The sequence below is a fragment of the Nocardioides sp. zg-DK7169 genome (assembly GCF_013155365.1).
Classification (GTDB): Bacteria; Actinomycetota; Actinomycetes; order Propionibacteriales; family Nocardioidaceae; genus Nocardioides.
In genome coordinates this window covers 16,751-29,924 of record NZ_JABJRA010000011.1, presented here as the reverse complement: position 1 = coordinate 29,924, position 13,174 = coordinate 16,751, and the positions used below count along the sequence as shown (strand labels likewise).

Sequence of the window (13,174 nt, the reverse complement as noted above, 5' to 3'; positions counted from 1 at the left end):
TGCGCGCCCACCGGTGGGTCTGGGCGCGCTGGACAGCGCCGGAGAAGCTGTGGCTGCGTCAGGTCCCGACGACCGTCTTGTACGTCGCCGTCGGCGCCGTGGTGCTGCGTCTCGGCGGGCCGGTCGCGTGGCCGGTGCTGGTGCAGGTCGGCCTCGGCCTCGTCCTCGCCGTGCAGGCGGTCTCGTTCGCGCCGATGTGGCGCCAGTGGCTCACCGACGTGGGCGTCGTGCTGCCCGCGGCACAGATCGTGGCGTGGGGCCTGATCGATCTCGGCACCGGGCTGGAGCGGGGAGTCGGCGGGGCGTTGCTGCTGCCGCCCCTGCTCACCCTCGCTCTGCGTCCGGGCCCGCTCGGCATCACGCTCGGGCTCGCCCTGTCGTGGGTGGTCCTGCTGCTGACCCCCTTCGTCGCCGTCGACCGGCCGTACTCCTGGCTGCAGGCCGTGCTCGGGACCCTGGTGGTGACCCTGCCGGCCTGGCTGGTCAACGCGATGGTGGAGGACGAGCGCCGCCAGGCCCGCGACCTCGACGAGGCGCGCGCGGGGATGGCGGAGCGGGCGCGCGCCGCGCGCGCCTCCCTGGATCTCCTGACGAGCGTCATCCAGTCGGTCACGTCCCACGCCATCCTCACTCTCGACCACGAAGGTCGGGTGCTCACCGCGAACAACGGCGCCGAGCGCCTCCTGGACCGCGGGCGCGCCGAGCTCGAAGGAAGCATGTTCGTCGACCTGCTCGACCGGGAGGAGGTCGCGCGGCGGCGGGAGGAGCCGGGGGAGGGGCCGGTCGACGGGGAAGACGACCTGCTTCTCCTCGTCCTCGGGAGCGCGGTCGACGGCGGGACCTACCTCTCGGAGTGGCCGGTGACGCTGCCCGACGGGACGACGCGGCCGCTGGAGATCGTCGCCACGCCGCGAGCCACGATCGAGAGGTTGCCGCCCGGCTACCTGCTCGTCGGCACCGACGTGTCGGCACGCTATGAGGAGCAGCGCCGTCAGGACGAGTTCATCGGCCTGGTGTCCCACGAGCTGCGTACCCCGCTGGTGTCCATCCTGGGCTACCTCGAGCTGCTGCGTCTCGACCCACCCTCGTGGAACGAGGAGCAGCGCGGCTACCTCGAGGTCGTCGAGCGCAACGCGACCCGCCTGCGGCAGCTGGTCGACGACCTCCTGCTGAGCGCCCAGATGGCCCACGGGGTGCCGTGGGCGGCCGAGGAGCTCGATGTCGTCGAGGTGGTCCGTGCCGCGGTGACCGGCCTGTCGCCGATGATCGGGAATCGTGACGTGGAGGTCCGGCTCGAGGGCGACGCCCGCGTGCCGCTGCGCTCAGACGCCCAGCGCCTGGGCCAGGTGGTCGACAACCTGCTGAGCAACGCGCTGAAGTACACCCTCCCGCGCACCACCGTCGACGTCACCGTCGAGCGCGCGGAGACCGCCGGAGGCGCTCGCGCGGCGACGATCCGGGTGCGCGACCACGGCCCCGGCATCGATCCCGACGAGCTGTCCCGGCTGACCGATCGCTTCTACCGCACGCGCGACACCCGGCGCCGACGAGTGCGCGGCGTCGGCCTGGGACTGTCGGTGGTGCGGACCATCGTCGCCGACCACGGCGGGACGCTGAGGTTCGAGAGCACCCCGGGGGACGGGGCCACCGTGCAGGTCGTGCTGCCGGACCTGCCGTGCGGCACCGACTGACGACCGCGGCCGGTCCGGAGGTCGGTCTCAGCGGGCCCGGGTGTCCCAGACCCGTGCGAGGGCGCGCCACAGCGCCTCGTCCATCAGCGACACGGGCGTCACGTTGACCGACGTGATCCCGTTCGTCCCGGCGGCCCGCACCGAGCGGACGAGGGTGTCCGGCGTGATCGCCTCGTCGTCGACGGACGTCTGGGCCCACAGCCCGACCGACATCGTGAAGCGCGACATGTTCTGCCCGGCTGCGCGCAGGGCACGGGTGATCCCCTCGATCTCGGCGGGGGAGTGCCGGTCGAAGGGGTAGGCCCAGACGATGAGCCGGTCCGCGGCCCGGAGCAGGACGTCGTAGTCGTGCCCGGAGGCGAGGGCCCCGGCGGCGGGGTCGTCCTCCCAGTCGACCCGGACGTCCATCGCCAGCTCGATCGCGGCGCCCTCGCCGTCGCGGACCTCGTCGAGCCCGGCGCGCATGCGCCGCAGCAGCCCCGTGATCACCTCGGCGCGCCAGCGCAGCACGTCGGCGTTGTTCTCGACCGTTCCGTCGGGCGCGCGAGGCCAGTCCTCGGCACCGGTCATCTCCTGGAACAGCTGCAGGTCCTGGCGTCCGGCGGTGTGGTCCAAGAACAGCTCGGTGATCGCGATCTGGGCCGGGAGGTAGCGCTCGCCGAGGGCCACGACGTACTCGACGAGGCGGTCGCCGACCTCGCCCTGCGCCAGCTGGTACGCGGATGCCTGGTACATCGAGCGGTAGCCGCTCTCCTCGGCACCGGCGATCGAGGGGTCGGCGGCGATCCAGTTGGGGACGTAGGCGTCGACGAGCAGCGCGAAGTCGCGCTGGGCGCCGTCCTCGGTCTCCTGCAGTGCTCGGGCGGCGCGCGCGATGTGGTCGGTGCCCGGCTCGGCAGCGGCGTTGGGATGGCTCGACCAGTCGAAGGCGGTGAACTCCACGCGGCCGGTTCCCAGCACGACCATGTTCGCGGCCACCCGGTCGAGATGTTCGTCGATCGCCGACCAGTCGGTCTCCGGGTCGGTCACGATCCCGAAGTCGATACTGACCGAGCGGGTCTCGGCGGGTGCCTGGCCCCGCCTCATGGTCGGCGGGACGTCCTCCCAGGGGCGCGCCACGCTCAGCGCGGCCACCACCGTCGCCAGGATCGCGAGGACCAGGATCACGAGCCAGGGCCAGCGCCGTCGCTGCCTCGGACCGACACCGTCCCGGTGCGTCGCGCCTTGTTCCATCGGTTCTCCGCTCTGCCGAGCTCGAGCCGTACGGCGTCGAGCATGACGAAGCTCATCAGGGTGGAGTAGAGCGGCCACAGGGGCAGGGTCCACAGGTGACGCAGGTCCGAGAGGGCCTGGTCGAGCAGGAGCGCCAGCACCAGAAGCGCGGTCGAGCCCAGCACGCTGAGGGCGAGCAGCCAGGCGAGCCACGACGCCGGCAGCCATGAGGTGCCGTCCACCCCCACGAGGGCCGTGAGGGAGACCAGACCGAGGAGCCACAGGAACGGGCCGGTCACCTGGGTCAGGGTGTTGTAGAGCAGGTAGGGGCCGAACGCCCCGTAGCGCGGGTTGCCGATCATCGTGCGGTGGATGGAGACCGCCTGCAGCAGCCCGCGGGCCCATCGCACCCGCTGGCGCCACAGGTCGTGCAGCGTCGACGGCGACTCCGCGAACACCCAGGCGTGCGGGCTGAAGGTCACCCGGTAGCCCGCCCGGTGCACCCGCCAGGTCAGCTCGAGGTCCTCGCCGAGGGTGTCGGTGCGCACCGGCCCGGTCAGCTCGAGCACGTCGCGGCGGTAGGCCCCGAGGTTGCCCGACACCACCGGCAGCAGGTCGAGGGTGTCCAGGGCCCGGCGCATCAGCCCGGTGCCCACGTGGCTGATCAGCGCCAGGAACCGGGTCTGCACACGGTCGAGGTTGCCGGGCTGGTCGTTGCCGCCCACGGCGCCCACGCGCTCGTTGCGGAACCCGCGCAGCAGCTCGGTGAGGGTGTCGTGGCCGAACACGCCGTCGGCGTCGACCATCACCACGATCTCCCCTGAGCTGGCGGCGACGCCGGTGTTGAGGGCGGCGCCCTTGCCCGCGTTCGGCTGGTGGATCGCCTGCACCTCGGGGTGCTCCCGGGCGAGGCGCTGCATCCGCGCGAAGGTGTCGTCGCTGGACCCGTCGTCGACGCACACTATGCTCAGCCGCGGGTAGCCGGTGGCGAGGATGGAGGCGACACACGCCTCGATGACCACGCCCTCCTCGTAGGCCGGGACGACCACGGCCACGGTCGGCGGCTCGGCGAACATCGGGCCGAGACCGATCGGCCCCGCGGGGGCGCGGCGCTCGCGCACGGCGAACAGGATCGCGAGCGGCACGAACGTCAGACGCACGATCCCGCCGATGAGCAGGGCCATCCCGACGACGAGCACCAGGGCGATGAGGAGGGACGTCACGGGACGGCCCCGGCCGCCCCCTCGTCGAGGACCGCGTCGAGGAGCTCGGGGGCCGCGGGGGAGACCGCCCCGAAGCGGGCGTTGACCTCGAGCACCACCGGGGTGCCGTCGCCTCGGCGGCGTACGTCGAGGTCGACGGGGCCCACCAGGTCCAGCGTCTCGACCGTGCGCCGGGCGACTTCCGCGACGTCGGGCGCCCGGTCGTCGGGCAGGCGCACGACCGAGGTCGCGTTGCCGACCCGTCCCTGCTTGCGGCCGGTCTTCTCCAGCACGACGACGAGACACTCGCCGGTGCGTGGGGACCGGTGGACCTGGGGGCTGTACTCGACCCCGCCGGCGAAGGTCTGCACGACCCAGGAGTCGTCGAGCCCGTCCCAGACCGGATCGTCGGCGTGCTCGACCACGTGCACGCCACGGCCACCGCGCGAGACCCGTGGCTTGACCACGACCGGACCGCCGGCCCAGCGCAGCGCCTGCGCCGCCGAGGCCAGCTCGCCGCCGGCGGTGTGGCCGGGCACGGGTACGCCGCCACGTGCGAGCGCCCACATGGTCAACAGCTTGTCGCCGGCGATCCTGGCGGGGCCGGGCCCCGACAGGACCAGGCCCCGGTCGCCCAGCCCGGTGGCCGCCGCCAGGACCGCCAGGCGCGGGAGCTCCTCGGAGACGGTGGGCAGCACCAGGTCTGGCCGGTGGCGGTCGACCAGCTCGAGCATCGCCCGGTCGTAGCGTGGGTCGTCGGCGGCCGGCACCGCCTCGATCAGCTCGTAGCCCTCGGTCGGGCGCGGAGCAAGGTCGGCGCCCACGGCACGAGGGCGCCGGGACGGCGGGAGCCGGCCGATCAGCACTCCGAGCGCGCGCCCGGCCGGGCCGGCTGCACCGGTCACCAGGATGGTCGGGCGTTCGCGGGCCACGCTCATTCCTCGATCGTAGGCGTCAGGGGCGACCCTCGGGGTCGTCCTGGGTCCCCGATCGCGGGTCGGAGGTCCCGGGCGGGGCCTCGGTGGTGGCGTCCTCGTCGGCACGGGGCCGGCTGTCCTGGCTCGGCTCGAGGGGCTGGCCCGCCTCTCCGGCTCCGCCGGTGGCCGCGGCGGGTGCGCCGGTCTCCCCGGCATGAATGGCGACCTGCTCGTCGAGGTAGCGCAGGACGACGGCGATCATCGCGGTCACCGGGACGGCGAGGAAGGCGCCGACGATGCCGAACAGCGCCGAGCCCAGGGCCACCGACAGCAGCACGACGGCGGCGTGCAGCTGCATGCTGCGCGACTGCAGCCACGGGGAGAGGACGTTGCCCTCGAGCTGCTGCACGGCCACGACGACGCCGAGGATGATGAGCGCGCCGACCCAGCCGTTGGAGACCAGCGCCACGAGCACGGCGATGGCGCCGACCACGAAGGCGCCGACGATCGGCACGAAGCCGCCGAAGAACGTGAGGACCGCCAGCGGGATCGCGAGTGGGACGCCGACCAGGACCAGCCCGAGGCCGATGAACACGGCGTCGATGAAGCTGACCAGCGCCTGGGTGCGGATGAACCCGCCCAGGGTCGCCCAGGCCCGGCTCAGCAGCTCGGCGAGGTGAGTGCCGACCGACGGACCGGCGATGCGGCGCAGCCACGGCAGGAACCGCGGCCCGTCCTTGAGGAACAGGAAGGTGAGGATCAGGGTGACGACCAGGGTGACGAGCAGGCTGGTGATGGTGCTGACGCCGACCAGCACGCCCGAGGCGATCGCGGAGGCGGACTCCGTCAGCTTGTCCTGCACCGCGTCGACGGCGGTGTCGATCTGCTTGCCGCTCACCAGGTTGCTGTCGCGCAGCCAGGTGGAGATCCGGTCCAGCCCCGCCACGGCGTCGTCGCCGATCGCGCCGGCCTGACCGATCGTGGAGGGGGCGATCGCCACGATGAGCCCGGTGATCAGGGCGAGCGAGCCGACCAACGTGGTGGCCGCGGCCAGCGCCGGCCCCAGGCGCATCCACCGCTGGAGGAACCCGGCGATGGGGGCGAGCACGGTGGTGACGATCAGGGCGAGCACCACGGGCAGGAGGATCGTCCACATCCGTCCGAGCACCTGGCCGGCCAGCCACAGCGCGATGACGATGAGGATCCAGCGACCGCTCCAGCGAGCGGTCCACTCCAGGCCGCGCGCGATGACGCGCTCGCGCGAGGGTGGGCCCGGATGGGGGATGGATGCGGTCACGAGGAGCCTTCCTGTCGCATGCTCAGAACGTACGTCGTCGGCGCATACGGCGGGGACGTCCGTCGGGGTCGTGGAGGTAGCGGTACCACGGCGCTGCGATCAGCTGCCGGGCCACCGGGAGCGTCGGGGTCGGCAGCCTACGCAGCCGCCCGGGCGGGCGGGGGCCGCGGCGGCCGCCCGCGTGCCAGGTGTCGAGGGCGTCGGCGCTCTCCGCGAACCGGGCGAACATCGCGTCGGCGTCCTCGCAGTCGGCCATCACGTCGAACAGCTTCGGCTCGTGGGTCCTGGTCACGGCGGCGAGCTCGTCGGGCTCCATCCGGTCCAGGTGCTCGGCGGCGAGGCGCAACCGCAGCCACTGGCCGTAGCCGCCCGTGGGCTCCTCGTCGAGGACCACCGCCGACAGCTCGGAGTCGTGGGTCCAGGAGCGGCGGCAGAAGTTGTCGGAGCCGATGGAGGACCAGACGTCGTCGATCACGCAGACCTTCGCGTGCACGTAGACCGGCGTGCCGGCGTGGTTCTCCAAGCCGTAGAACGCCACCCGCTCCCCGAAGTGCAGCTGGAGGCGGCGTACGGCGCGCAGCCGGCCCACAATCTGCGGGTCCCGGGCGAACCAGCCGTCCTGGTCGGGGAAGTGCGGGAGCACGCAGACCAGCCGCAGGGCGGGGTTGGCGCGCAGGGCCCCGACCAGCACGTCGCTCATCTCCCGGCCCCACAGGAACTGGTCCTCGAGGTAGATCAGCGACCGTGCGGCGCCCACGGCCTTGCTGTAGCCGCGCGCCACCGAGCGCTCCCCGTCGGGCGCGAAGTCGTAGGCCCAGCCCGGTCCCAGGGCGGGGTAGGTGCGCAGCAGCTGCACGGTGTGGTCGTCGGCGAGCGCCGGTGGCGGCGGGGCCTGCGGGGGAAGCGGACGGCGCTCCTCGTCGAGGCGGGCGGCCGCGTCGCGGCCGCGACGCAGCGGGCTGCGGGTCGGGGGCGTGCCGTCCTCCCACCGCTCGCGGAAGACGGTCTCGACGTCGTGGACGACCGGTCCCTGGAGGGCCACCTGGACGTCGTGCCACGGCGGACGCTCGCCGTACTCCTTCGAGATCGGCTCGGCCTGCGGGTCCCCGCCGTGGGTGGAGTCGTCGCGGCGCCCGTGGCACAGGTCGAGGCCGCCCACATAGGCGATGTCACGGGCGGGGTCGTCGCGGTGGCGCAGCACCACCATCTTCTGGTGGTGCGAGCCGTTCGCGCGGACCCGCATGTCGAGCACCACGTCGGCGCCGCGCTCCTGGAGCTGGCGGCCCAGGTCGCGGTGCTCGTCGGCGTGGTAGCCCAGCAGCCCGAGGTGGGAGCGCCAGACCAGGGCGCGCACGTCGACGCCGCGGTCGAGCGCGCGGCCGAGCACGTCCACGATGGTGCTGTCCGGGTCATCGGTGAGTCGCTGGTCGGGGTTGCCCTGCCAGTCGGTGAACATCACCACGTCGCCGGCCCGGGTCGCCTCGAGCCGCTCGTGGAGCTCGGCGAAGTACGTCGCCCCGTCGACCAGGGGACGGGCGCGGTTGCCCGCCGACCACGCGACGCCGTCGGGGTGCCGCGCGTCGAGGCGGGTGGACCGGTTGCCGCGCTCGCGCGCGTTCAGCAGCCAGTTCGCTGCGTGCAGAGGGCGATCGGCCATGACCGGATGATCAGGGAGGGGCGCCGCGGCGTCCAACTCCGCGGCACCGGTCTCGGCAGGCTCGACCTACGGGGTCGTCCCCGGCAGGGCCTACAGTCGGACGCGATGTCTGTCGACCCCCTCGCCCTGTACGACGCCACCGACCGTGAGCGTCTCGTGCCCGAACCCCCCAAGCGCGTCGACGCGCCCGCGCGCACGCCGTTCGAGCGCGACCGCGCGCGGGTGGTGCATGCGGCCGCGTCGCGCCGCCTGGCCGGCAAGACCCAGGTGGTCGGGCCGCAGACCGACGACTTCGTGCGCAACCGGCTCACCCACAGCCTCGAGGTGGCGCAGGTGGCGCGCGACATCACCCGGGCCCTGGGCGGCCTGCCCGACATCGCCGAGACCGCCGCGCTCGCCCACGACCTGGGGCACCCGCCGTTCGGCCACAACGGCGAGCAGGTGCTCGCCGAGCTGAGCGAGGACTGCGGCGGGTTCGAGGGCAACGCCCAGACGCTGCGGCTGCTGACCCGCCTCGAGGCCAAGACCTTCGACGACGACGGTCGCTCGGTGGGGCTCAACCTCACCCGCGCGACCCTCGACGCCTGCACCAAGTACCCCTGGCGCCGTCTCGCCGCCGGCGACCCGAGCGGGGTGCACGCCGACGGCACGCCGCGCTTCGTGCGCAAGTTCGGCGTCTACGACGACGACCTCCCGGTCTTCAGCTGGATGCGCCGTGGCGCGCCGCAGGGCACCGGCACCTGCGTCGAGGCGCAGGTGATGGACCTCGCCGACGACGTCGCCTACTCGGTGCACGACGTCGAGGACGGTGTGGTCGCGGACCGCGTCGACCTGACCCGCCTGGACCGAGCAGCGGTGTGGGAGACGGTGCGCGCCTGGTACGTCCCCGAGGCCGACGACGGCGAGCTCGACGAGGTGCTCACCGACCTGACCGCGATCGACAGCTGGCCCACGGTGGCCTACGACGGCAGCCGGCGTGCGCAGGCGGCGTTGAAGAACCTCACCAGCGACCTGATCGGCCGCTTCTGCGGTGCGGTCCAGCACGCGACGTTCGCCGCGGGCGACGGGCCGTTCGTGCGGCACCGCGCCGACCTGGTCGTGCCGCGGAGCACGATGCTGGAGATCGCGGTGCTCAAGGGGGTCGCCGCGCACTACGTCATGCAGGCCGAGGACCGGGTGCGGCTGATGGAGCGCCAGCGCGAGCTGGTCATGGGACTGGTCGCCCGGCTGGCGCACCGGGGGCCCGACGAGCTCCAGCCCGCGTTCGTCGACGACTGGCACGCCGCGGCCGACGACGCCGCCCGGCTGCGGGTGGTCATCGACCAGGTCGCCTCGCTGACCGATGCGAGCGCGGTGGCGTGGCACGAGCGGCTGAGCGGGCGCACGGGGTAGCCCGGGCAGCGGACGGGAGCCTCCCCGGGAGGGCCGGAACTGGCTAGGGTCGACCTCGTGACCGCACCGCTCGTCTGGCTCCCCTTCGACCCCGAGCTCCTCGGCGACCCGCCCGCGGGGCTGCGCTACGAGGTGGTGGACCCCGCCGAGCACGTCCCGGACAGCATCGGGGACGTGGCGTTCTACGTCACGCCGTACCGGATGGGACCCGACGTCGGCGACGTGCTGCCCCAGATGCGCAGCCTCCAGGTGGTCCAGACGCTCAGCGCGGGCGTGGACAACGTGCGCAGCCGGGTGCCCGAGGGCGTGACGCTGTGCAACGGCCGCGGCATCCACGACACCTCCACCGCCGAGCTCACGCTCACCTTGATCCTCTCCTCGCTGCGCGGCGTGCCCGAGTTCGTGCGCGCCCACGACCGGCACGAGTGGGCCTTCGAGTGGCGCCCGGCGCTGGCCGACAAGCGGGTCCTGCTGGTCGGGCACGGTGCCATCGGCGAGGCGATCGAGGCCCGGCTGCTGCCCTTCGAGGTCGAGGTGGTGCGCGTCGCGCGGACGGCGCGCGAGGGTGTGCACGCGTTCACCGAGCTCCCCGAGCTGGTGCCGGACGCCGACGTGGTGGTGCTGATCGTGCCGCTGACCGACGAGACCCGCGGCCTGGTCGACGCCGACCTCCTCGCCCGGATGAAGGACGGCGCGCTGCTGGTCAACATGGCCCGCGGCCCGGTGGTCGTCACCGACGACCTGCTCGCCGAGCTGCGCTCGGGGCGGCTGCGCGCCGCGGTCGACGTGGTCGACGTCGAGCCCCTGCCGGCCGACAGCCCGCTGTGGGAGGTGCCGAACCTGCTGATCAGCCCGCACGTCGGCGGGGCCAGCAGCGCGATGTGGCCGCGCGCCCACCGCCTGGTGCGCGACCAGCTGCACCGCTTCGCGGCGGGCGAGCCGCTGGCCAACGTGATGAGCGGGGCCTACTGAGCCGTCCCGGCCCCCTCGTCTGGTCCTCCTCCACAGGTGCCGCTCGTGCGGCGGGGACCGGACCGTAGGATCGGCCGCGTGGCAGGCCGGATCCGCGAGGAGAGCATCAGCGAGGTGCGCGAGAAGGCGCGCATCGACGAGGTCGTCTCCTCCTACGTGACGCTGCGCAACGCCGGCGGTGGCTCCCAGAAGGGCCTGTGCCCCTTCCACGACGAGAAGTCCCCGTCGTTCCAGGTGACGCCGAGCCGCGGCTTCTACTACTGCTTCGGCTGCCAGAAGGGCGGCGACGTCATCAACTTCCTGATGGAGGTCGAGGCGCTGTCCTTCGCGGAGTCCGTCGAGCGGCTCGCCGACAAGTTCGGCGTCCAGCTCAAGCGCGAGGAGGGTGACGAGCGCGTCGAGCGCCCCAAGGGCCCGCAGCGCAGCAAGCTGCTCGAGGCGCACCGCGTGGCCCAGGAGTTCTACGCCGAGCAGCTGCTCACCCCGGACGCCCGGGTCGCGCGCCAGTTCCTCTCCGACCGCGGCTTCGACCAGGCCGCGGCGGAGACCTTCGGCGTGGGCTTCGCGCCCCGCGGCGGCGAGGACCTCTTCCGCCACCTGCGCGCCCGCGGGTTCAGCGAGGAGGAGCTCGTCGTCGGCGGCCTGGTGGCGCGGGGACGCTCGCCGTACGACCGCTTCCGCGGCCGGCTGCTGTGGCCGATCCGCGAGGCGAGCGGGGAGACCATCGGCTTCGGCGCCCGCCGGATCTTCGACGACGACCGCATCGACGCCAAGTACCTCAACACCTCCGAGACGCCGATCTACAAGAAGAGCCACGTGCTCTACGGCCTCGACCTGGCCCGCAAGGAGATCGCCCGCACCACCCAGGCAGTCGTGGTCGAGGGCTACACCGACGTGATGGCCTGCCACCTGGCCGGCGTCGGCACCGCGGTGGCCACCTGCGGCACCGCCTTCGGTGACGACCACGCCAAGGTGCTGCGCCGCTTCCTGCACGACCACGAGGAGTTCCGCGGCGAGGTGATCTTCACCTTCGACGGCGACGCCGCCGGACAGAAGGCCGCGCTGCGCGCCTTCCAGGGCGACCAGAACTTCGTGTCCCAGACCTACGTCGCGGTCGAGCCCGACGGCCTCGACCCGTGCGACCTGCGCCTGCAGAAGGGCGACGAGGCGGTGCGCGAGCTGGTCGCCAAGCGCACGCCGCTGTACCGCTTCGTGCTGAGCAACATCGTCGGCAAGTACGACCTGGACCGCGCCGACGGGCGCGTCGACGCGCTGCGCGAGGGCGCCCGGCTGGTCTCGAGCGTCCGCGACCGCTCCAAGGTCGATGCGTTCGCCCGCGAGCTGGCCCAGATGATCGGCGTGGACCCCGACCAGGCGCGCAGCGAGGTGCAGCGCGCGGCCAAGCGTCCCGCCGACCTGCCCGGGCAGCGGCGCCAGCCGGTCCGGTCCGCGGCGCCCGAGGCAGCGCCCGCGGCGCCGCCGCGGCGACGGCTGCCGGACCTGCGCGACCCGCGGTTCGGCCTGGAGCGCGAGACGCTCAAGCTCGTCGTGCAGCACCCGATGGCCGTGGGTCGCACCACCGCCGAGATCGGTCCGGAGGACTTCACCCACCCCACCTACCGCGGGGTGTGGGCGGTCGTCGCGGCGCAGGGCGGCCCGGCCGTCGGCTCCGGCGACGTCGGCTGGGTCGCGCGCCTGCGTGACGCCGCCACCGAGCCCGAGGTGTCCTCGGCGATCAGCGCGCTCGCCGTCGAGCCGCTGCTCACCGCGAAGGACCCCGACGGCGCCTACGTCGCGCTGCACGTCAACCGGCTGCTCGAGCTGACCGCGCTGCGCCGCATCGCCGAGGTCAAGTCGCGCCTGCAGCGCACCAACCCCGTCGAGCACCCCACGGAGTACAACAAGATGTTCGGCGAGCTCGCCGCCCTCGAGCAGCACCGGCGCGCGCTGCGCGACCGGATCATCGGGGCCGCATGATCGCCCGGCTGGCCGCCCTGATGGGCCGGCGCGGTGCCGGCCCCGCCGCCGACGTCGCCGTCGGCCCGGGGGAGCGGGTCCTGGCGGTCGCGCTGTCGGGGCGCGGCCCGGTCGCCGCCACCCGCGACGCGATCTACGTCCCGGCCGGCTCGGGCGCCGTCGTACGCGTGCCGTGGGAGCGGGTCGAGGCCGCCGACTGGGACAGCGAGGCCGGGGTCCTGCGCGTCACCGAGCTCGGCTCGTGGGGCCTGGAGCGCCCGGTGCACGTCCTCGCCCTCGAGCAGCCGGGACGGCTGCTGGAGCTGGTGCGCGAGCGGGTCACCGCGAGCATCGTGTTCCAGATGCACGTCGTCGTCCGGGACGACCGCGGCCTGCGTGTGGTCGCCCGCCGGGCGCCGTCGGGGGCGCGCGAGATCGCCTGGCTGGTGCACTACGACGACGGGATCGACCCCGCCGAGCCCGCCGTACGCCGGGTGGCCGCCGCGGCGCTCGCCCAGGCCCGCGCCGAGGTCGAGCCCGGCTGACCGGGGACCGCCCCCGAATTTCGCACTCGGCCCGGCAGTTGCTAGTGTTTCCCGCGCTGCACCGATCCCCTGTAGCTCAACTGGCAGAGCATTCGACTGTTAATCGGAGGGTTGTTGGTTCGAGTCCAACCGGGGGAGCAGAGAGAGGCCCTGAACTGCGGAAACGCGGTTCAGGGCCTCTTGTCATGTCGCGTCGACCAGATTGCTGTGAGGCCGTCTGCGACGAGCCCGCCGGGTTCGCAGGCGAGCCGTCGGGGGCGGGCTCAGGAGCCGTGCAGCAGCCCCTGCCGTCAGCGCTACAACTTATGCTGCAGGACACCTAGGGGTGGCCGG

General features: G+C 73.4%; 10 protein-coding genes and 1 tRNA gene. 6 read left to right on the top strand and 5 right to left on the bottom strand.

All coding sequences use genetic code 11. The annotated features are described in order from the left end of the window. The first annotated feature begins 77 nt into the window (after positions 1-77). The gene (locus HOQ23_RS16225) at positions 78-1,691 is read left to right on the top strand and encodes an ATP-binding protein (RefSeq protein ID WP_172215725.1); all 1,614 of its coding nucleotides are present in this window, start codon (positions 78-80) and stop codon (positions 1,689-1,691) included. Between the two features lie 27 nt (positions 1,692-1,718). Here HOQ23_RS16225 and HOQ23_RS16220 read toward each other — a convergent pair whose 3' ends face one another. Genes HOQ23_RS16220 through HOQ23_RS21325 form a run of 5 tightly spaced genes read right to left on the bottom strand, consistent with a single transcriptional unit; the run spans position 1,719 to position 7,976 of the window. Continuing rightward, positions 1,719-2,858 carry a hypothetical protein gene (locus tag HOQ23_RS16220; protein ID WP_216654322.1) on the bottom strand — a complete coding sequence of 380 codons (1,140 nt, stop codon included), beginning with the start codon at positions 2,856-2,858 and terminating at the stop codon, positions 1,719-1,721. Further along, complete coding sequence (locus tag HOQ23_RS16215) at positions 2,855-4,126, bottom strand: glycosyltransferase family 2 protein (RefSeq protein WP_367650537.1); 1,272 nt, start codon at positions 4,124-4,126, stop codon at positions 2,855-2,857. Before HOQ23_RS16215 ends, HOQ23_RS16220 begins: the two co-directional genes overlap by 4 nt. Then, positions 4,123-5,043 (bottom strand): ATP-grasp domain-containing protein, encoded by a 921-nt coding sequence (locus HOQ23_RS16210; RefSeq protein WP_172215715.1) that lies wholly within the window; start codon positions 5,041-5,043, stop codon positions 4,123-4,125. Before HOQ23_RS16210 ends, HOQ23_RS16215 begins: the two co-directional genes overlap by 4 nt. Positions 5,044-5,059: 16 nt before the next feature. Next, the gene (locus tag HOQ23_RS16205; RefSeq protein WP_216654321.1) at positions 5,060-6,319 is read right to left on the bottom strand and encodes an AI-2E family transporter; all 1,260 of its coding nucleotides are present in this window, start codon (positions 6,317-6,319) and stop codon (positions 5,060-5,062) included. Positions 6,320-6,341: 22 nt separating this feature from the next. Continuing rightward, on the bottom strand, positions 6,342-7,976 hold the full coding sequence (locus HOQ23_RS21325) for a phospholipase D-like domain-containing protein (protein ID WP_172215713.1): 1,635 nt from the start codon (positions 7,974-7,976) through the stop codon (positions 6,342-6,344). A gap of 105 nt (positions 7,977-8,081) precedes the next feature. Here HOQ23_RS21325 and HOQ23_RS16195 point away from each other — a divergent pair, with 105 nt between their 5' ends. From HOQ23_RS16195 to HOQ23_RS16175, 5 genes are all read left to right on the top strand, one after another. After that, positions 8,082-9,368, top strand: coding sequence for a deoxyguanosinetriphosphate triphosphohydrolase (locus HOQ23_RS16195; RefSeq protein WP_172215711.1), 1,287 nt, complete (start codon positions 8,082-8,084; stop codon positions 9,366-9,368). Between the two features lie 57 nt (positions 9,369-9,425). Beyond that, positions 9,426-10,340, top strand: coding sequence for a 2-hydroxyacid dehydrogenase (locus HOQ23_RS16190; RefSeq protein WP_172215709.1), 915 nt, complete (start codon positions 9,426-9,428; stop codon positions 10,338-10,340). Positions 10,341-10,418: 78 nt separating this feature from the next. After that, positions 10,419-12,317: a DNA primase gene (gene dnaG, locus HOQ23_RS16185; RefSeq protein ID WP_172215707.1), complete on the top strand. Its 1,899-nt coding sequence runs from the start codon at positions 10,419-10,421 to the stop codon at positions 12,315-12,317. After that, on the top strand, positions 12,314-12,841 hold the full coding sequence (locus HOQ23_RS16180) for a hypothetical protein (protein WP_172215705.1): 528 nt from the start codon (positions 12,314-12,316) through the stop codon (positions 12,839-12,841). The genes dnaG and HOQ23_RS16180 overlap by 4 nt, the downstream gene beginning before the upstream one ends. Before the next feature lie 65 nt (positions 12,842-12,906). Next, positions 12,907-12,979 (top strand) — tRNA-Asn (locus tag HOQ23_RS16175). Positions 12,980-13,174: the final 195 nt, after the last annotated feature.